Here is an 18,687-nt window from a genome sequence, read left to right as displayed (position 1 = left end):
ATTTTCAATGACACCGTATTTAGTCTGGAAGTTACGAGAATAATTACCATTGCGGTTGTTGCCAGAGTTTTTACCAGTAACTTCATATTTATCGTAATTTAGAAATTCGGTTAATTCAGACTTAAGCAATTTTTCGAGAAAATTTTTGATCAAATCATTAATCATGTCATCAAAATTCACTTGACCATTGTTGGGTTTTTCAGGTATACTTTTCATGAGGAGTCCTCCTAGTGGTTTGATTTTTTATTTTCGTCGATAAATATATTCAACCACTTAAAGAAGGATTCCTCTTTTTTTATTTTAAAAAAATATCGATATTTAATTTACACAACTTATTGTACATTACTTCCTTATATTTATTGAAACTAAATATTTATTTAAATATGACCTTTCCAGAAAATAATTTTTCTTTCTAACAGTCTTAAGCAAGCATCAATTAAAACACCTGAAATTCCCATAATAATTATCCCAACAAAAATTACGTCACTTTTTAAGAAATTAGAGGCATCGAGAACCATCCAGCCAATTCCAGAAGTAGCAGCAACCATTTCTGATGAAACTAAAGTTGTATAAGCAACTCCAAAAGCAGTTCTGATACCAGTAAATATCTCTGGCATAGCAGCTGGTAGAACTATTTTAAAAAAGATATCTTTCTGGTCTGCACCTAATGATTTAGCACTTAATACAAAATCTTGGTTTAATTTTCTAACAGCTGAAACACAAGCTAAATAAATTGGTGCAAAAGCAGCCAAAAAGAGTAGAATTTGTTTGGAGGTATCATCAATTCCAAACCAGAGAATCAAGAGAGTATAGTAAGCCAGTGGTGGTAAAGGTCGATAAAATTCTACCACTGAATCTATTACTGCTTCTACTTTATTAAAATAGCCGCTTAATAATCCCAGTGGAATTGCAGTACAGATAGCAAAAAATAAGGCTACAAAAAGTCTTTTAAAACTTGTTCCTAAATGCACCCAGAGGGGGACATTATTATAACCATTTTTAAGGATATGTAAAAAGGCCAACCAGACTCTTTTTGGTCCTGGTAATAAAGTAGGAGTAAAAATTTCTAGCTTAGTTACTAAATACCAGATTAAAAAAATGAACAGCCAGGTTGAAACAGTTAAGATTCTTTCGACTGGACTTTTTTTATTATCCTCGTTATTTTTAGTCTGCTGAGTAATAAGATTATTAGAATTTATATTTTTAGTTTGTGATTTTCTTTTAAAAAACATACTAGCTACACGTCCTTAAGCTTTAAACATTTAAAATTTGTAATAAGAATAATTTAGCTTTATTATCATCAAAATATCATATATTTTTCTAAATAGCAATTTTAAAAGACCATCAAGAATCTTGATGGTCTTTTATTATTAATTTGATTTTTATATAATTTATTAGTTTAAACAACTTTACTTAATTAAAATTATATTCAGTTACGATTTTAGCTCGCTCAGTTGTTTGATCAAGGAAATATTCGTAACAACAAATACCAAGATAAGAGCCTGAGATATTAATTACATTTTCGTAACCTTTACCCTGTAAAGCAAGGCAGGCATTATAACTTCTTTGAGCTGAACGACAGTGTAAGTAAACAGGTTGATCAGTTGGTATTTCAGCTGTTCTTTCGCGTAATTCACTTAAAGGAATATTAATAGAATTGATTAAGTGACCTTGAGCATATTCATCTTTTTCTCTAACATCAACAATAAAAGCATCATTTTCAACAAGTTCTCTTACTTTAGTTACTGGAACTTGTTTAAAACGATTGTTGATTAAGTTAGTAGCAACTAAAGAAGCCTGATTTACTGCATTACGTGGAGTTGAGAAGAGAGGAGCATAAGCTAATTCAAGCTCAGTTAACTCTTCAACTGTTGCTTCAAATAAAATAGCTGTTGCTATAATATCAATTCTTTTATCGACATTACCTTTTCCAATAGCCTGTGCTCCCAGAACTTTACCAGTTGGAACTTCATATAGTAATTTAAAATGAATTGGGTTAGCATCAGGCATTAAACCAACTTTATCCATGGGAATTACATAAACAAAATCATAAGAAATCCCGGCTTTTTTCAGCTGTTTTTCATTTAAACCTGTAGTAGCAGCATTATAATCAAAAGCTCTAATTACAGAGGAACCAATAACCCCATTATTGCGATTAGGTATATTATAAATATGATTGGCAGCAGCACGAGCCTGTCTTTGAGCTGGACCAGCTAAAGGTAATCTTGTTTTACTGCGAGCAATTTTAGAATAGACTTCGATTACATCACCTACTGCATAAATATTAGGATCACTTGTTACATAGTTATGATTTACTTCAATGCCACCAGTTTCGCCTATTTTAAGACCAGCAGCCTTTGCTAGTTTAGTTTCTGGGCTAACTCCAATAGCTAAAACAATAGCTTCTGCTTTAATTTTTTTACCTGATTTTAAGACTACATGATCACTATGTATTTCAGTTAAAGGATCAGCTAAAACCACATTAATGCCATTATCATATAATTCTTTTTGTAAAATTTGGGCCATATCGAAATCGAGTGGTTGTAGAACTTGATCCATTGCTTCCACTAAAGCAACATTCTTATTTGAATGAATAAAGTTTTCAGCAATTTCTACCCCGATATAACCGGCTCCAATTACTGCTACATTTTTAACATTATTTGAATTTACATATTTATTTAACTTATCAATATCAACTACATTGCGGATTGTAAAGACGTTATCTCTATCTACTCCAGTAATACTTTTTGGTTTAATTGGATTAGCACCAGGAGATAAGATAAGTTTATCATATTTTTCTGTATAAACTTTATCATTTATTAGATCTTTAACTTCAACAGTTTTAGCTTCTTTATTAATACTTAAAACTTCATTATTAACTCTGGCTTCAATATTATATTGCTCAGCAAATTTTGAAGGACACATTAAAACTAAATCATCACAATCTTTAACTACTCCACTTAAATGATAAGGTAAAGCACAGTTAGAAAAAGAGACATGTGGTCCTCTTTCAAACATAATTATTTCTGCATCTTCATCAAGTCTTCTTATTCTGGCAGCTGTTCCAGCTCCACCAGCTACTCCCCCAACAACTAAAATTTTCTTACTCATTTTTTATTCCTCCTGTAGATTTATTAATTTTACTTAACTATAAATTTTATCACTAAATTTGTTGCTAATTACTCCACCAAGAATCATAAAGATTAAGAAGATCCAACCTGATAAAGAAAAATTAGCAATAGGAGTATATAAAGCTCCTACATTACAGCCATTAGCTAATCTAGTTCCAAATCCCATACAAATTCCACCTAAAGCATAAAGAGCAGCAGCTTTTTTATCGATTTCGAGACCAGCAGTAAATGATTCACTTAATTTACCTGCTGTCAAAAGATAAATAATTGCGCCAACAATGATTCCGAAGTTCTGTACAGAAATTTGCTGTTCAAAAAACGGAATTGTAAAATGACTGGCAGACAGATGGGTAAAGTTAGCTAGACTGGCAGCTGGAACACCTAGTAACATTAAAAATTTACCAAACCAGATACCATAAGGTTGTGAAGCACCCCAGCCAGCACCAGTTACTCCCATCATTAAAGTGAAAATAACAGCTAAGACAATTGCCCCTTGTTTTAAAGTCCAGGGTTTTTCAAAAAAGTGATAATATGTATCAGCACTAAACAGATTAAAGTTTTTTAAATCAATAGCTTTAAGTTCAGACTGGAGTTTTTCAATTGGCAGCCCAGTATATTTTTTAGTTTTAATCTGATGTTTTTCATAAATATAGGATAGCACTGTAAAGATTAAGCACAGGGCACCTAAGAGTATGAGCCCACCAAGGTAGCCTTCAAAACCATCTCCCTGGAAGAGATCTGGTAGAAAAACTCCTCCCATAGTTCTAATGCCAATATAAGTACTATACCAGGAATCCTGTACCCAACTGGCAGTATTTTGAACTGGAAATCCTACAAAAACACCTAAACCAAAAAAGATTAAAGTTATAAATGCTCTGGGTAGACCAACTGGTAAATCAGTTAGAACTCCACTAGCACAACAAACTGATAAAGACATACCGAAGCCAAAGAAAAGACCACCTAGCATAACACCTAAGTTAATTGGTTTAATCCAGAGATTATAACTAGCTGGATCTTTGCCAAATAAAAAGGCAGTTGTCAGTAAAGCTGTAATAAAAAACATGAACATTAAGGTTCTCATTAATTGAGTAGAGCCTGTTCTGTAAGCACGATTAACACTGCCAGCAAAGCCTGTGTAAGCTCTAGCTAATGTATAGCCAAGTCCAGTTCCTATTAACAACCTAAAAAACAGTAAATCAGTTTTTAGCCAGAATTTAGCAGCTAACAAAACTATTAATACTGCAATAATACCTAAAAGTTTTTCTCCTTTTTTCATTTTTTAAGAATTACCTCCCTTTAAGATTAAATAAACAACAAAAATTTATTAACTTTGTAATAAAATTCGCAAAAGTAAATAAATTTATTCACAAAACAAACTTTCTACACTAAGTATATACTATTTATTTAGCAGACTAAAATAATAATATCTTATGCTGAATAACTTTATGTTATAGAAGAAGGGAATTGACTTTGAAAAGGTTTGAAGATGTTTAATTAGCTTGACGCGATTAATTCCGAGTGTTATACTATGCTTAAGATACACCGTAGGGGTATAATATTTAGTTTAATTTAATTTAGGAGGTATTAAAAATGGATCATCAAAAAATGTTAGCAGATTTTAAAAAGAGATTCATAGTTTCTTTAGTAATATCATTACCAATTTTAATACTTTCGCCAATGATTCAGAGTTTTTTGAGTTATAAATTAGAATTTAGTGGGAGTAATTATCTGTTGTTTATACTTTCTACTATCATATTTTTCTATGGTGGTTGGCCTTTTTTAACTGGATTAAAGGATGAACTTAATAATAAAAATCCAGGTATGATGACTTTAATTGCTCTGGCAATTTCAGTAGCTTACTTTTATAGTTCAGCAGTTGTTTTTGGTTTAGAAGGACGCTTCTTTTTCTGGGAACTGGCAACATTAATTGTAATTATGCTGCTTGGACACTGGTTAGAAATGAAATCAGTTATGGGAGCATCACACGCTCTGGAAGAATTAGCAAAATTGATGCCAGATCAGGCTCATAAATTAGTTGATGGAGAAGTTAAAGAAATTAAAATCAAAGAATTAAGTAAAGGTGATAAAGTACTGATTAAACCTGGTGAGAAGATACCTGCCGATGGTATTATCTATGAAGGTAATTCTTATATTGATGAATCAATGCTGACAGGTGAAGCAGAACCGGTTGAACATTCAGTAGATGATGAAGTTATTGGTGGTTCAGTTAATGGAGATAGTTCTATAAAAATTGAAATCAAAAAAGCTGGTGAGGATAGTTATTTATCACAGGTAATTAATATGGTAAAGGATTCTCAGGCTGCAAAATCTAAAACTCAGAATTTTGCTGATCGAGCAGCTTTCTGGCTGACAATAATTTCTATTTCAGCTGGTGTCTTAACCTTTATAAGTTGGTATTTAATAAGCAATGATTTTGCTTTTGCAATTGAAAGAATGGCGACTGTAATGGTTATTACATGTCCCCATGCTCTGGGACTTGCTATTCCACTAGTAGTAGCAGTTTCTACCACTATGGCAGCTAAAAATGGTCTCTTAATTAGAAATAGAACTGCTTTTGAAAATGCCCGTAAAATTGATACAATTCTTTTTGATAAGACAGGTACTCTTACAGAAGGTGAATTTGGAGTAGAAGCTGTAGTAAGTTTTGGAGAAGATTATAGTAAAGAAGATATTTTACGGCATGCTGCATCTTTAGAACAAGAATCAGAACATCCTATAGCGAGAGGAATAATTAAAAAAGCTAAAAGTGATGAGCTAGATCTACTTAAAGTTAAAGACTTTGCAATTATGAAGGGAAAAGGTGTAAAAGCTAAGATATCTGATACAGAGTTTAAGGCTGTTTCACCAGGTTATTTAACAGAAAATGAAATTGAAGTGCCAGCAGATGCATTAAAAGAAGGACCATTTACAGAAGTATTTATTTTAAAATCTGGTCAGTTAATAGGTTTAGTTAGGCTAGCTGATCAAATTAGAGAGAGTTCTTATCAGGTTGTGAAAAAACTGAAAGATAAAGGTATAAAAGTTAAGATGCTAACTGGGGATAATCAGAAAACTGCTCAGTATGTAAGTAATGAGCTTGGTTTAAATGACTTTTTTGCAGAAGTTTTACCAGATCAAAAACAAAAAAAGGTTGCAGAACTCCAGGAAAATGGTGCTTTTGTAGCAATGACTGGTGATGGTGTTAATGATGCTCCAGCTCTAGCCAAAGCAGATATTGGAATTGCTATTGGATCAGGAACAGATGTAGCGGCTGAAACCGCTGATATTATCTTGGTCGAAAGTGACCCGCTTGATGTTCTAAAATTGATTGAATTTGGGGGGTTAACATTCAAAAAGATGGTTCAGAATTTATTCTGGGCAACTGGTTATAATGCTTTTGCTATTCCTCTTGCCGCCGGGGTTCTTGCTGGATTTGGGATTATGATTTCACCTGCTATAGGAGCTGTTTTAATGTCCCTTAGTACAGTTATTGTAGCAGTCAATGCAAAACTGCTTAAATTTAATAATAATTAACTAAGATTTTTTTGACAGGGACTAGAAATAATGATAATATAATTATACCCCCTACATGTATATTGTATAAAAAGAGGAGCTGTTATATAAAATGGAAAAAACACTGATCGTAGAAGGTATGTCATGTGAACACTGTGAGAAAAGAACAGAAAAAGAATTATTAAAAATTGATGCAGTTAGTGATGCTAAAGCTAATGCTGATCAAGGTCAAGTTGTAGTTAGCTTAAGTAAAGAGGTTACAGATGACAAGCTAGCAGAAGCAGTTAGTGAAGCTGGTTATGAATATATAAAAACTGTTTAACTAAATTTTTCATGACTAATATTTTTAGTTATTAGTTAAAAGATTTACTTTTACAGTGTAGGGGTATAAATTTAATCATATTTTTTAATATAAAGGATGATAAAAATGGCAAAAAAGAGTTGGTGGCAAAAATTTATTGATAAATTGGCTTCCGCTAATCAGAAAGAATATGGAAATCAGACACCGGACTGCTGTAGTAGTGAAAAAAATAGTTAAGTTTTAATTAATAAATTTTGATTTAAAATGGAGGTATAATTAATGATGGTTAAAAAAGAGACACTGCAGTTAAAGGGTATGAGCTGTGCAGCTTGTGCTCAGGCTATAGAAAAAGCCCTTAATCGGACAGCAGGAGTTAAAGAAGCACAGGTTAATTTTGCTGCTGAAAAAGCCTATGTAGATTATGATGCAGATCAGATAGCAAAATCAGACTTAATTTCTGCAGTGCGCAAAAGTGGTTATGATGTTAAGGAAGAAAAGGCAAAAATAACTTTTGATATCGATGGAATGAGCTGTGCTTCCTGTTCAGCAGCTGTAGAGAAGGCTCTAAATAAAAGTGCTGGAGTTTATCAGGCTAATGTAAATATTGCTACTGAGAAAGGTAGTGTTGAATATGATCCTGCTGTACTTGATCGGAATGATTTTCGAAAAATAGTTAAGAATTCTGGTTATGAATTAAGTAGATTTGCTGATGATGAAACAACAACTTCTGATTCAGCTGATGATGATTTAGAAAAATTAGCTCTTGCTAAACATAAAATGTGGGGTACCTGGGCCTTTACAATTCCGATCATGCTCTGGATGATTCCAGAAATGGTATTTGGAATTGCCTGGCCTAATGAGACGATTTTTAATCTTGGTATGATCATTTTAGCTATACCTCCCTTATTTGTTTATGGTAGAAAAACATTTGTTACAGCCTATCGAGCAGTTAGCCATGGTAGTTCAAATATGGATGTTTTAATTGCAATAGGAACTGGAGCTGCCTTTATAACTGGGCCAGCAGTTTTCTTTACTCCAATTGCTAATTATGCTGGAGTTTCAGCAATGATTATGGCTTTTCATTTAACGGGTCGTTATATAGAAGAAACTGCTAAAGGAAGAGCTTCTCAGGCAATAAAAAAATTGTTAGAATTAGGAGCTAAAACAGCTACTATTATTGTCGATGGTGAACAAAAAGAAATTGCTATTGAAAATGTTCAGCCTGGTGATATTATGCTGGTTAAACCTGGTGAAAAGATCCCGACTGATGGCAAGATTATCACTGGTAAAACAACAATTGATGAATCAATGGCAACTGGTGAATCTATGCCAGTTAATAGAGGTGAAGGGGACGAAGTTATTGGAGCAACAGTTAACCAAAATGGTTTAATTCAAGTTGAAGCTACTAAAGTTGGTAAGGATACCTTTTTATCTCAGGTAGTAAAGATGGTAGAAGAAGCTCAGGGAACAAAAGTTCCTATTCAGGAATTTGCTGATAAAATTACTGGTATTTTCGTTCCAACAGTTTTAATAATTGCTGTTTTAACTTTTTTATCCTGGTTGGTATTTACTGACAGTTTTCGTCAGGTTGGTTTTTGGGCGCAGAGTTTTCTTCCCTGGGTTAGTCCAGAGCTAGGAACAATAACTTTAGCAATTTTTGCTACTATTGCTGTATTAGTTATTGCCTGCCCATGTGCTCTTGGCCTTGCTACTCCAACAGCTTTGATGGTTGGCAGCGGTATTGGAGCAGAAAATGGAGTTTTAATTAGAAAAGGTGAAGCGATCCAGACAATGAAAGATGTTCATACAGTGGTCTTTGATAAAACAGGAACGATCACGAAGGGGAAACCAGAAGTAACAGATCTAGTAACAGCTGCTGGTGTTAATAAGGAGCAACTTCTTGCCCTGGCTGCAGCTGTAGAAACTGGTTCAGAACATCCATTGGGAGCTGCTATTGTTAAGGGCGCTCAGGATAGAGAACTTAAGCTTGAACAGCCAGAAAACTTTACTGCTGTAACAGGAAAAGGAGTAAAAGCTGATTTAGCAGGTCAGTCTGTACTTGTTGGCAGCAGAAGATTATTAACAGAAGCAGGCATAGAAATTCAAGAACTCGAAGCAGAAATGGTGAGACTAGAAAAAGAAGCTAAAACTGCTATGCTGGTAGCAGCTGATAATAAACTGCTGGGGATTGTTGCTGTTGCTGATGCCCTGAAAGAGGATTCTATTAAAGCAATTCAAGAATTGAAAGAATTAGGATTAGAAACAGCAATGATTACTGGAGATAATCAGCGGACAGCTGAGGCAATCGGTGCTGAAGTTGGAATTGATCATATAGTTGCTGAAGTTTTACCTGATGGTAAAGTTGATAAAATAAAAGAACTGCAGGAAAAATTTGGAATTATTGCTATGGTAGGAGATGGAATTAATGATGCACCAGCTCTGACTCAAGCTGATGTTGGAATTGCAATTGGAACTGGAACAGATATTGCAATTGAATCTTCTGATATAACATTGGTTAGAGGAGATTTATCTGCTGTAATAACAGCTGTTAAATTGTCTCGGGCTACTTTTAAGAAGATCAAACAGAATTTATTTTGGGCTTTCTTCTATAACATTATTGCAATACCAATTGCTATTTTAGGTTTATTGCACCCTGTTATTTCAGAAATGGCAATGGCCGGTAGTTCAATTACAGTTGTATCAAATGCTAATATGTTGAGAAAAGCAAATGTACAGCCAGCTTATAAAAAATAAACTCAACTGAAATATTGAAGCAGAAGGAGGTAATTGAAGTGAATTCTTTATGTGATCTTGATAAAAAAGATCTTACTAATAGATTGAAAAGAATTGAGGGTCAGGTTCGTGGGATTCAGCGTATGATTGAAGAAGATAAATATTGTGTAGATATTCTACACCAGGTAGGAGCAATCCAGGGTGGTTTAAAAAAGGTTGCTTTAAAAATACTTGATAAACATGTTCATGGTTGTGTACAGCGGGCAGTTAAAAATGAAGAAGGAGATGCAGTTATTGATGAGCTAATGGAAGTATTAGCTAAATTTACAGATTAGCAAGAGATATTTTGTTTTAATTATTGTAGTTCAGATTTTATTTAAAAGTAAATTTAAGTTATAAAAACCAGGTTTAAACCTGGTTTTTATAACTTGATTTATTAAAAAGCCTGATTTTATCTATAATTGACAAACAAAGTAAATTATGATTTAATAATTAAAAAGAATATTATCTGTTGTCGAATCTCTATTTGAGAGCGGGGAACCCACCGATTTGGGGCGAATCTAAGTTTAGAGGAAGACCTTTACTTCCAGCCCGACAGCTAACTCCGTAGATTTTATTAAAGGACAGACTGCCTGTCATGGCGATTATTTAAATGGCACTACAGTCTATCTGTGGTGTTTTTTTGTTTTGAGAGTAGTTTAGCTTACTTAAGTTGAGTTTGATGGAGGTTATAGATTATGAAACAATTTGTTGTAATTGGATTAGGACGTTTTGGGAGCAGTGTTGCTACAACTCTGGCAGAAAGTGGCTATGATGTGCTGGCAATTGATTGTGATGCAGAAAAAGTTCAATCAATTTCTACTCAGGTTACTCATGCTGTTGAAGCAGACGCAACTGATGAGGATGCTTTAAAAACTTTAGGGGTTAGAAATTTTGATGTAGCAGTAGTTAGTATTGGTGATAATGTTTCTGCTAATATTTTATGTACCTTAATTTTAAAGGAATTAAACTTACCCTATGTAATTGTTAAAGCTCCAGATAGCTTACATGGTAAAGTCTTAACCAAAGTTGGAGCAGATCGTATTGTTTATCCGGAGCGTGACATGGGAGCCAGAATTGCTCATAATCTTATTTCTTCAAATGTGCTTGATTATATAGAATTTGCTCCAGAATATGGAGTTATTGAAATTCTGGCAACTGATAAAATGTTTGGCAGGACCTTAAAAGAACTAGAATTTAGAGCTAATTTTGATGTTAATGTAATGGCTATCAAAAGAGGCGAAAATTTGCATATTTCTCCAGGCGCTGATGATAAAATTCTGGAAGGTGATAAATTAGTTTTAATGGGTAAAAATGATAATTTAGAAAAGATGAGAGAATTTGGCAGTTAGATTGATTAATTAATATAAATTATTGAATACTACTAGTTTGAGGAGGTCATATTAATGAGTACTGATCTTAAAGCAAGAGCTAAAGGTGCTATGATGGGAGCTTTTATTGGAGAAGCCTTAGGTGTTGGACCTCACTGGTATTATGATCTAGAAAAGATGAGAGCAGAATATGGTGACTGGATTAGTGATTATACAGATCCTAAACCAAATCGTTATCATGGTAATTTAAAGGCAGGAGATATTTCGCAGTCAGCAATTTTAATGAAACTGCTGGCGGAAAATTTATTAGCAGAGTCAGGCTATGATCAACAGGCTTTTTGTGAGATGATGGATCAGCAGTTTTTACCTGAACTTGATGGTAAGCCAATGGGTGGCCCGGGAGGTTATACAAGTCAGTCGATGCGTTATCTCTGGAAGCAGCGAGTTAAGCAGGGTAAAGATTGGTCTCAAGTAGCCAGTAATGCTGATACAACAGAAGCTTTAGAAAGAAATATAGCAACAGCAGTTTATTATGCTAATAATTTAGAAAAACTTGCCTTAAGTGTTACCTCTAATACATTATTAACCCAGAGCGATGATTTGATTGCTTCCTTGACAACAGCATTTAGCGCTCTGCTGGCAGTTTTAATTCAGGGTGAAAAGCTTGATAAAGAGATTAGTAAAAAATTGATGAATAAAGTAGCTGGTGGAGAATTGCCTTATAATAAAATTACTGCAGCTGATCTTAAGCCACCAACAGAAGCAAGAACTGCTGCTGAGTCAATGACCTTATTTTCTTCTCCCGATGGTTTGATGAGCCCTGCCTATATGGCCCGGGCCTGGGAAGACGAAGGAATTACAATTGAGCCCGCCTGGAAAGTTTCGCTTGTTTATGGAATGCCCTGTGCTATTTATCATGTTTTGCCGGCAGTTTATTACTTAAGTGCGCGCTATAAAGATAATTTTGAAGCAGGAGTATTACATGCCCTAAACGGAGGCGGTCAAAATCAGGTGAGGACAATGTTGACAGGAGCTTTAATTGGCGCTCAAGTTGGTCTGCAGGGGATACCACAGCGTTTTCTAGATGGTTTAAATGATCAGGAAGAACTTTTAGATTTAACTGAACGGATGACTGCTCATTTATAGTTTAATTGGTAAATTGAATATTATAAGTAACGAGTCGAAACTAGATTAATTTAAGGAGTGATAATTGAATGCCTTATTTAAAACTACAAACTAATCAAGAACTAGCTGATGAGACTGCTTTATTAAAAAAATTATCAGCTAAATTAGCTGCTGAACTTGGTAAACCAGAAACTTATATAATGACAGCTCTGGAAAGTAATTTCAGCCTGACTTTTGCTGGTTCAACTGAACCAGCAGCTTTTGTTGAATTAAAAAGTATTGGCTTAGAAGAAACAGCTACCAGTCAATTATCAGCTGTAATTTGTGATTTTATAAGTACAGAATTAGAAATAAGTCCCGATCGAATTTATATCGAGTTTGCCTCAGTGTCTGGTTCAATGTGGGGTTGGAAGGGTAGTACATTCTAAAATTGGTTAATAAAATTAGAAAGCCGATCGCTAATAGCGATTGGCTTTTTTTTTTACCAAATTAAGGTATAGTTTACAGATGATATCACTATTCTAACGAAGTATACAAGGATATTCCAGATGCTGGTTAAATTTGCTTGACATTATTCAGACAGAAAAATATAATACAACTAGTCTATTGCTATAAGGGGGAGATTTTTTAATGAGTAAAGAGAAGAAAAGAAGTAAATTAGAAATGACTGAACAACCTGCTTCATTAGTAAAGCTTTATCTAACGGTTTTAGTAATTGTAGTTATTACTGAGATGATTGGAACAAAGACTTTTTCAATTGGTCCGGGCCAGGTTGTTTTGCTGCCAATGTTGTTTGCTGTTATAATTGGAATTATTATTACTCCCGATTTATTAGGAGCAAAAATTACTAAGCTGAGAGATCTTATTTCGATGACTGAAGTAAAAACAGCTGGTTCTTATGTGATGATTGCATTATTGCCGTTGGGAGTCAAATATGGGACCTTAGTTGGCCCAAATATTGTCCAGGTAATTAAATCAGGACCAGCATTTTTGCTGCAGGAACTTGGTAATCTAGGTACAGTTTTTATTGCTTTACCGTTGGCACTCTTTTTAGGTATGGGAAGAGAAGCAGTTGGAGCAACTGCCAGTATTTGTCGAGAACCTACGCTGGGAGTTATTGGAGAAAAGTATGGAATTTCTTCACCAGAAGGAACAGGAGTGTTAGGAACTTATTTAATGGGAACAGTTTTTGGAACTATCTTTTTTGGTTTGCTGGGTGGATTTGCCGTAGCAACTGGACTGCACCCACTCGCTCTTGCAATGGCAAGTGGAATGGGAAGCGGAAGTATGATGGCAGCTGCTTCAGGTGCACTAGCAGAAGCAGTACCAGAAATGAAAGATAGTATTCTTGCTTATGCTGCTACTAGTAATATGCTGACAGGAGTAACTGGGCTTTATTCAGTTGTTTTTCTAGGCTTACCACTGGTTAATTTTATGTATGATAAGCTATCACCAGTTTTTGATAAAAGAAATCGAGGTGAAAAATAATGAGCCTGAAATTAGATAGAGGATTTGAGTATTTAAAAATGCTGGCTGTTATTTCTGTAATGATTTTGATTGGTCAAAGAATTGGTTATGGTATGCAAATTATTTCTTCCTTACCAGGAATGATAATAATAGCTTTAATAGCTTTTATTGCTCTGGTAATTAAAGATAGTTTTCCTGCTCTTAAGTTTCCTGCTTTTGCCTGGGCATCTTTAATTGCTTTAATTTTAAGTATGCCTTTTATGCCAACAGCTGAGTTGTTTTTAAAATATACTAATCAGGTTAACTTTTTAGGTACAACAACTCCTATTCTTGCTTTTGCGGGTATTTCAGTTGGTAATAAAATTGAAGACTTAAAAAGATTGAGCTGGAAAGTATTTATTGTTGCAATAGCGGTTTTTATTGGTACTTTCTTTGGGTCAGCAATTGTTGCTCAAATAGTACTAAAAATTCAGGGGATTATTTGATTATTTTAAATTTAAATTACTTATTATAGTTAGTTTTTGTTAATTTTATTGCTACTTATTTCTATTAAGGAAGTGTTTTACTTGCAAAAAAGCGAAATAAAAGATCGTGTACTAAAAATTATTGACCAACATCGCTCAGAAATTATTAAAGTTGGAGAAGAAATTTATCAAAATCCCGAGTTAGGATATAAAGAGAATAAAACAACTGAAATTATGGCAGCAGCTTTTGCGGAGCTTGATTTAGATTATCAATATAATCAGGATATAACAGGGATTAATGCTCAACTAACAATGCAAAATTCTGGGCCCTGCCTGGCTGTTTTAGGAGAGCTAGATGCAGTTACCTGTGCTGAACATCCTGATGCAGATCCAGAAACTAAGGCAATTCATGCCTGTGGTCATAATGTGCAGTCTAGTGTGATGTATGGTGTTGCACTTGCTTTAAAAAAGGCTGGACTGGAAACCGAATTAAGCGGTAGTATTAAGTTTATTTCGACCCCAGCCGAAGAGTTTATCGAACTTGCCTACCGAGATCAGCTGAAGGAATCTGGTAAAATAAGTTTTTTTGGTGGTAAACAGGAATTAGTAAAAAGAGGCTATTTTGATCAGGTTGATTTAGCAGTGATGATGCATTCTCTTAACCTTGAGGATAAAAAAGCTTTAATTGGACCTAAAGGTAACGGATTCATTGGTAAAAAAATAAGAATTAAAGGTCAAGAATCACACGCTGGTTCAGCTCCTGAAAAAGGAATTAACGCCCTTAATGCAGCAGTTCTTGCGATTAATAATATTAATGCTCAACGAGAGACTTTTACTGATGAGGATCGTGTCAGAGTTCATCCTATAATCACTAAAGGGGGGGATATTGTTAATATTGTACCAGCAGATGTTCATCTGGAAAGTTATGTTAGAGCCAGAAATATTAGTGCTATGAAGAATGCTAATCGGAAAGTAAACCGGGCTTTAAAAGCAGGGGCACTTGCTGTTGGGGCTGAAATAGAAATTAAAGATATTCCTGGCTATTTACCTTTATTAAATAATCAAGAACTTGATCAGCTTTTGCAGGATAATCTGCTTAATTTAGAATCTGCTGCTAAAATTACAGTTGGAGGAGATTTTACGGGTTCTTTTGATTTTGGAGATATATCTCATTTAATGCCTGTTTTACATCCTTTTTTTGGTGGTGTAACTGGAGATCTCCACACAAGAAATTTTAAGATAATTGATCCAGAAACAGCCTATATTTTACCCGTTAAAGCATTAGCTATGACAATAATTGATTTACTTTTTAAGAATGCAGAAACAGCCAGACAGGTTATTAATAATCATCAACCTGTTTTGACTAAAACAAGTTACTTAGAGTTATTGAACAGTTTTTCAGAGACAGATAATTTTACAGCAAGTGAGTTAGATTAATTAGTTGAGATTAATTTTTTGCTGATATTGGCTTGGGCTTAATTTAATATATTTTTTAAAAATAGTTAGGACTCAAATATACTTCAGCTGCTATATTATCTAGAGTGATAGTGGTTTGATAATTATTCTTTAGGTAAGTAATAGCTTTTTTAGTAGATTTACTATATTGTTTTTCTCTTTTTTCTATTATTATATCAATGAACTTATTTAAAAGACCCCCAAGCCAATTTTTTATTTCTATAATAGTTTCATATTTATCAATTTCACTATAAAAATCAGTATAAATTAATTCTACTTCCAGTTCAGTTGTTAGCTCTTCCATAACTGCTCTAGCTAAAGAGATAATCCGTAAGACAATATCTTTAATATTTTCATAGCTTGCTTGAACAGCTGTGAACTCTAAAAATATTTTTTAAGTAAATTGTTTATACTATTTTTATTAGCTAGTTATAATTATTTATTTAATATTTTCAAAAAGAGTAGTCCAGGGCATGACAGCAGGAGCAGTTAAAGGATAATTAGATTCATTTTTTAAATAAAAAACAGCTGCCAGCATAAAACTGCTGCAATTGAACTAAAAACAACTGTAAATAGGCTATTTTCTCTTAAGGCAAATAAAGCCGCCAGTAAAGCTCCAAAGATACCAGACCAGTGGTCAGGAGTTGCGTTTAAAACAGCTGGGAAAATAAGAGCAGTTAAAGCTGTATAAGGGATAAATTTAAAAAATTTAACTAAAAATGGGGGGAGATCGAGCTGAGAAAAAAGCAGCATTGGCAGCATCCTGGGTAAATAAGTAACCAGGGTCATCCCGATAATAAGTAAAATTAATTTATTCATTATTTTAAACCTCCTCGTTTCTAAAATAGCAGGCACCAGCTGTAGAAGATATTATAGTAATAATGATAATTTTCCATCCCTGAGCCAGTGACGTTAAAAATGCTGGCCCCCAGTTAAGTAGAGCACTAATAAGTAAAGCAAGCACTGCTACAAACAGCACAGGCTTTGATCTTTTCATACTTGGTACAAGCAGTCCAATAAACATAGCATATAAAGCTATTTTCATACTAACCTGAATTATTTCTGGTAGAACATTACCCAGATAAACTCCAAAAATAGTTCCAATTACCCAGGCCAGATAACCAATTAAATTAATTCCTAAAATGAAACCAAAAGATAACGAATCATTATCTGTTAAAGAGATTAGGGAAAAGCTTTCATCAGTGATTCCAAACGCAAGTAGAGGCATCCATTTGTGATCTACTTTATCTTTAATCCGCTGGCCTAAAGCTGCTGTCATTAAAAAATGTCTTAAATTTACAATAAAAGTAGTTAAAATAATACTAATTATCCCTGTATCAAGTTTAATTAGGTTTAAAGCTACAAATTGGCTGGCACCCGCATAAACCAGGGCTGACATTAAAATACTTATCTGAGCAGGAACAGCTTGAGAACTTGCTATTAAGCCAAATGTAATAGCAGTCGGGATATAACCAAGTGCTATTGTAATTCCTCTTTTTAACCCTTCCTTAAAATTATCGATAAAATTCATTGACTCAACTCCCTCCTTAAATATACAATAGGTTAAAAGATATAAAAAATATTTGATGAGCAATTATTATTAAAAGTTTGTATAATATATTATATATTAATGCGTTATAACATTCAAGAGATAACGGAGTTGATTTTATGGAAGATTTCAATTTAAATATAGATAAAAAATTAGCAGAATTACGCAAGAAAAAAGGGTATACCTTAAGCCAGTTAGAAGAGCTGTCCGGAGTTAGTAAATCAATGCTCGGCCAGATTGAAAGAGGAGAATCAAATCCAACTGTAAAAACACTTTGGAAAATTGCCAAAAGTTTAAATGTATCTTTTTCTTTTTTTGTTGAGGAAAATAAACAGACTATGTCAAAAGTTAGTAAAACTGATGTTACACCAGTTCTGGAAGCAGAAAATATGTATAGAGTTTATCCTCTGCTGCCATATACAGAAAAACGAGGTTTTGAAATATATCTAACTGAGATGGAAGCAGGGTATCAGCATAATTCAGAAGCACATAGTAATGGAGTAGAAGAGTATGTAATGCCGATAGATGGCTGCCTGGAGATTACAGCAGCTGATAAAAGGTTAACTGCTGGGCAAGGGGAAATGATTCATTTTAAAGCAGATTGTGAGCACTCTTATTATAATCAAACTGACCATTTAATCAAAATTTATTTAATTCTTTTTTATAATTAAAATTGATTAGGGAGGAAAATAAATGACGACTTTAGATTTGCTGGTCTTTCTGTGCGAGAAAATTTAATTAAAGAAGCTAGCGAAGAAGCTGGAGCAGAAATAATACCATTAAATTTAATTGCTGTTCAGGATAGGGATCAACATAATAAACCACCACTTGCTTTTGCTGTTTATAAAATATTTGTTGAATGTAAGTTAGTGGAGTTTCAGTTTGCAGAAAATATAGAAACAAGTACTGCCCAATTTTTTACAGTGGATAATTTACCAAAATTATCAAAAAGCAGAAATACGAAAGAACAAATCAAATTATGTTTTGAATTTCACCATAAAAATAAAAAACTAGCAGTTTTTGATTAAGTTTTTTTATTTTGTACAATAGGAGAAAGGAAGATGAGTAATGAAAATAGTAGAATTAGTTGAGCCAGATAAAAAAGAACTGGCCCAAATTCGCAAATTATTTAACGAGTATGTAGCAGATTTAGGAGTTAATCTTGATTTTCAGGACTTTCAATCTGAATTAAAAGAATTACCAGGTAAATATACACCACCAACAGGAGCACTATTTGCTGTAAAAGATGATAATAATTATTGTGGATGTGTTGCTCTTAAAGCTCTGTCTGAAGATATTTGTGAATTAAAACGGCTTTATGTAAAACCCCAATGTAGAGGTAGAGCACTTGGCAGAAAATTAATGGGAACAGCCCTTAATAAGGCAGTTCAATTGGACTATCAGTTTATTAGGCTTGATACTTTAAAATCACTTACGCCAGCTCTTAACCTTTACCATAGTTTTGGTTTTTATGAAATTGACTCATATAATGGAAATCCTCTATCTGAAGCTGTATTTTTGGAAAAAAAATTATCAGTTTAATTAGGGATTAAAAATTAGCAAAAATTACACTTACTAA

21 protein-coding genes and 1 riboswitch are annotated in these 18,687 nt (G+C 33.7%); of the genes, 14 read left to right on the top strand and 7 right to left on the bottom strand.

Translation table 11 applies throughout. The features are described 5' to 3' along the window. From BMZ74_RS09825 to BMZ74_RS09810, 4 genes are all read right to left on the bottom strand, one after another. Positions 1–216: transposase (locus tag BMZ74_RS09825; RefSeq protein WP_177181358.1), on the bottom strand; the 216-nt coding region annotated here is incomplete at its 3' end. 161 nt (positions 217–377) lie between these two features. After that, on the bottom strand, positions 378–1,232 hold the full coding sequence (locus BMZ74_RS09820) for an ABC transporter permease (protein WP_089862071.1): 855 nt from the start codon (positions 1,230–1,232) through the stop codon (positions 378–380). Positions 1,233–1,413: 181 nt separating this feature from the next. Next, on the bottom strand, positions 1,414–3,111 hold the full coding sequence (locus tag BMZ74_RS09815) for an FAD-dependent oxidoreductase (RefSeq protein ID WP_089862070.1): 1,698 nt from the start codon (positions 3,109–3,111) through the stop codon (positions 1,414–1,416). Between the two features lie 33 nt (positions 3,112–3,144). Then, complete coding sequence (locus tag BMZ74_RS09810; protein WP_089862069.1) at positions 3,145–4,407, bottom strand: YeeE/YedE family protein; 1,263 nt, start codon at positions 4,405–4,407, stop codon at positions 3,145–3,147. Positions 4,408–4,721: 314 nt separating this feature from the next. Here BMZ74_RS09810 and BMZ74_RS09805 point away from each other — a divergent pair, with 314 nt between their 5' ends. From BMZ74_RS09805 to BMZ74_RS09760, 11 genes are all read left to right on the top strand, one after another. Beyond that, positions 4,722–6,665 carry a copper-translocating P-type ATPase gene (locus tag BMZ74_RS09805; RefSeq protein WP_089862068.1) on the top strand — a complete coding sequence of 648 codons (1,944 nt, stop codon included), beginning with the start codon at positions 4,722–4,724 and terminating at the stop codon, positions 6,663–6,665. Positions 6,666–6,756: 91 nt separating this feature from the next. Further along, positions 6,757–6,966 (top strand): heavy-metal-associated domain-containing protein, encoded by a 210-nt coding sequence (locus tag BMZ74_RS09800; protein ID WP_089862067.1) that lies wholly within the window; start codon positions 6,757–6,759, stop codon positions 6,964–6,966. Positions 6,967–7,071: 105 nt separating this feature from the next. After that, positions 7,072–7,182 carry an LDCC motif putative metal-binding protein gene (locus BMZ74_RS14770; protein WP_281244092.1) on the top strand — a complete coding sequence of 37 codons (111 nt, stop codon included), beginning with the start codon at positions 7,072–7,074 and terminating at the stop codon, positions 7,180–7,182. Between the two features lie 42 nt (positions 7,183–7,224). Further along, positions 7,225–9,699 carry a heavy metal translocating P-type ATPase gene (locus tag BMZ74_RS09795; protein WP_089862066.1) on the top strand — a complete coding sequence of 825 codons (2,475 nt, stop codon included), beginning with the start codon at positions 7,225–7,227 and terminating at the stop codon, positions 9,697–9,699. Between the two features lie 38 nt (positions 9,700–9,737). Further along, on the top strand, positions 9,738–10,013 hold the full coding sequence (locus BMZ74_RS09790; RefSeq protein ID WP_089862065.1) for a metal-sensitive transcriptional regulator: 276 nt from the start codon (positions 9,738–9,740) through the stop codon (positions 10,011–10,013). A gap of 167 nt (positions 10,014–10,180) precedes the next feature. Further along, positions 10,181–10,306, top strand: a riboswitch (cyclic di-AMP (ydaO/yuaA leader). A gap of 109 nt (positions 10,307–10,415) precedes the next feature. Continuing rightward, a complete protein-coding gene (locus BMZ74_RS09785; RefSeq protein ID WP_089862064.1) occupies positions 10,416–11,069 on the top strand; it encodes a potassium channel family protein in 654 nt (217 codons plus the stop codon). Positions 11,070–11,123: 54 nt separating this feature from the next. Next, positions 11,124–12,194 (top strand): ADP-ribosylglycohydrolase family protein, encoded by a 1,071-nt coding sequence (locus BMZ74_RS09780; RefSeq protein WP_089862063.1) that lies wholly within the window; start codon positions 11,124–11,126, stop codon positions 12,192–12,194. Positions 12,195–12,262: 68 nt separating this feature from the next. Next, complete coding sequence (locus BMZ74_RS09775; RefSeq protein WP_089862062.1) at positions 12,263–12,601, top strand: phenylpyruvate tautomerase MIF-related protein; 339 nt, start codon at positions 12,263–12,265, stop codon at positions 12,599–12,601. 202 nt (positions 12,602–12,803) lie between these two features. Further along, a complete protein-coding gene (locus tag BMZ74_RS09770) occupies positions 12,804–13,661 on the top strand; it encodes a DUF3100 domain-containing protein (RefSeq protein WP_089862061.1) in 858 nt (285 codons plus the stop codon). Continuing rightward, positions 13,661–14,125, top strand: coding sequence for a hypothetical protein (locus BMZ74_RS09765; RefSeq protein WP_089862060.1), 465 nt, complete (start codon positions 13,661–13,663; stop codon positions 14,123–14,125). Before BMZ74_RS09770 ends, BMZ74_RS09765 begins: the two co-directional genes overlap by 1 nt. A gap of 81 nt (positions 14,126–14,206) precedes the next feature. Continuing rightward, the gene (locus BMZ74_RS09760; RefSeq protein ID WP_089862059.1) at positions 14,207–15,541 is read left to right on the top strand and encodes an amidohydrolase; all 1,335 of its coding nucleotides are present in this window, start codon (positions 14,207–14,209) and stop codon (positions 15,539–15,541) included. A gap of 55 nt (positions 15,542–15,596) precedes the next feature. Here the strand turns inward: BMZ74_RS09760 and BMZ74_RS09755 are convergent, their stop codons facing one another. The 3 genes from BMZ74_RS09755 to BMZ74_RS09745 form a co-directional block, all read right to left on the bottom strand. Continuing rightward, positions 15,597–15,863 (bottom strand): helix-turn-helix transcriptional regulator, encoded by a 267-nt coding sequence (locus tag BMZ74_RS09755; protein ID WP_089862058.1) that lies wholly within the window; start codon positions 15,861–15,863, stop codon positions 15,597–15,599. Positions 15,864–16,072: 209 nt separating this feature from the next. Continuing rightward, positions 16,073–16,378 (bottom strand): AzlD domain-containing protein, encoded by a 306-nt coding sequence (locus BMZ74_RS09750; RefSeq protein ID WP_245750865.1) that lies wholly within the window; start codon positions 16,376–16,378, stop codon positions 16,073–16,075. A gap of 4 nt (positions 16,379–16,382) precedes the next feature. Then, a complete protein-coding gene (locus BMZ74_RS09745) occupies positions 16,383–17,090 on the bottom strand; it encodes an AzlC family ABC transporter permease (RefSeq protein ID WP_089862057.1) in 708 nt (235 codons plus the stop codon). A 137-nt stretch (positions 17,091–17,227) separates the two neighbouring features. Between BMZ74_RS09745 and BMZ74_RS09740 the strand changes: the two genes are divergently transcribed. The 3 genes from BMZ74_RS09740 to BMZ74_RS09730 are packed head-to-tail and all read left to right on the top strand — an operon-like array spanning position 17,228 to position 18,650. Next, positions 17,228–17,779, top strand: coding sequence for a helix-turn-helix domain-containing protein (locus BMZ74_RS09740; protein ID WP_089862056.1), 552 nt, complete (start codon positions 17,228–17,230; stop codon positions 17,777–17,779). Between the two features lie 51 nt (positions 17,780–17,830). Then, positions 17,831–18,136: an NUDIX hydrolase gene (locus BMZ74_RS09735; RefSeq protein WP_089862055.1), complete on the top strand. Its 306-nt coding sequence runs from the start codon at positions 17,831–17,833 to the stop codon at positions 18,134–18,136. A 40-nt stretch (positions 18,137–18,176) separates the two neighbouring features. Further along, positions 18,177–18,650 carry a GNAT family N-acetyltransferase gene (locus BMZ74_RS09730; RefSeq protein ID WP_089862054.1) on the top strand — a complete coding sequence of 158 codons (474 nt, stop codon included), beginning with the start codon at positions 18,177–18,179 and terminating at the stop codon, positions 18,648–18,650. Positions 18,651–18,687: the final 37 nt, after the last annotated feature.

Origin of the sequence: Halanaerobium salsuginis, assembly GCF_900114545.1 — a bacterium.
Classification (GTDB): domain Bacteria; phylum Bacillota; class Halanaerobiia; order Halanaerobiales; family Halanaerobiaceae; genus Halanaerobium; species Halanaerobium salsuginis.
This window is presented reverse-complemented; position numbering and strand designations above follow the sequence as displayed.

Excerpts from the sequence above, each read along its gene's own strand:
- BMZ74_RS09750 (WP_245750865.1), bottom strand. The coding sequence starts at position 16,378 with ATGAATAAATTAATTTTACTTATTATCGGGATGACCCTGGTTACTTAT.
- BMZ74_RS09815 (WP_089862070.1), bottom strand. The coding sequence starts at position 3,111 with ATGAGTAAGAAAATTTTAGTTGTTGGGGGAGTAGCTGGTGGAGCTGGA.
- BMZ74_RS09765 (WP_089862060.1), top strand. The coding sequence starts at position 13,661 with ATGAGCCTGAAATTAGATAGAGGATTTGAGTATTTAAAAATGCTGGCT.
- BMZ74_RS09730 (WP_089862054.1), top strand. The coding sequence starts at position 18,177 with ATGAAAATAGTAGAATTAGTTGAGCCAGATAAAAAAGAACTGGCCCAA.
- BMZ74_RS09770 (WP_089862061.1), top strand. The coding sequence starts at position 12,804 with ATGAGTAAAGAGAAGAAAAGAAGTAAATTAGAAATGACTGAACAACCT.
- BMZ74_RS09800 (WP_089862067.1), top strand. The coding sequence starts at position 6,757 with ATGGAAAAAACACTGATCGTAGAAGGTATGTCATGTGAACACTGTGAG.
- BMZ74_RS09745 (WP_089862057.1), bottom strand. The coding sequence starts at position 17,090 with ATGAATTTTATCGATAATTTTAAGGAAGGGTTAAAAAGAGGAATTACA.
- BMZ74_RS09795 (WP_089862066.1), top strand. The coding sequence starts at position 7,225 with ATGATGGTTAAAAAAGAGACACTGCAGTTAAAGGGTATGAGCTGTGCA.
- BMZ74_RS14770 (WP_281244092.1), top strand. The coding sequence starts at position 7,072 with ATGGCAAAAAAGAGTTGGTGGCAAAAATTTATTGATAAATTGGCTTCC.
- BMZ74_RS09780 (WP_089862063.1), top strand. The coding sequence starts at position 11,124 with ATGAGTACTGATCTTAAAGCAAGAGCTAAAGGTGCTATGATGGGAGCT.
- BMZ74_RS09775 (WP_089862062.1), top strand. The coding sequence starts at position 12,263 with ATGCCTTATTTAAAACTACAAACTAATCAAGAACTAGCTGATGAGACT.
- BMZ74_RS09810 (WP_089862069.1), bottom strand. The coding sequence starts at position 4,407 with ATGAAAAAAGGAGAAAAACTTTTAGGTATTATTGCAGTATTAATAGTT.
- BMZ74_RS09785 (WP_089862064.1), top strand. The coding sequence starts at position 10,416 with ATGAAACAATTTGTTGTAATTGGATTAGGACGTTTTGGGAGCAGTGTT.
- BMZ74_RS09755 (WP_089862058.1), bottom strand. The coding sequence starts at position 15,863 with ATGGAAGAGCTAACAACTGAACTGGAAGTAGAATTAATTTATACTGAT.
- BMZ74_RS09820 (WP_089862071.1), bottom strand. The coding sequence starts at position 1,232 with ATGTTTTTTAAAAGAAAATCACAAACTAAAAATATAAATTCTAATAAT.
- BMZ74_RS09805 (WP_089862068.1), top strand. The coding sequence starts at position 4,722 with ATGGATCATCAAAAAATGTTAGCAGATTTTAAAAAGAGATTCATAGTT.
- BMZ74_RS09740 (WP_089862056.1), top strand. The coding sequence starts at position 17,228 with ATGGAAGATTTCAATTTAAATATAGATAAAAAATTAGCAGAATTACGC.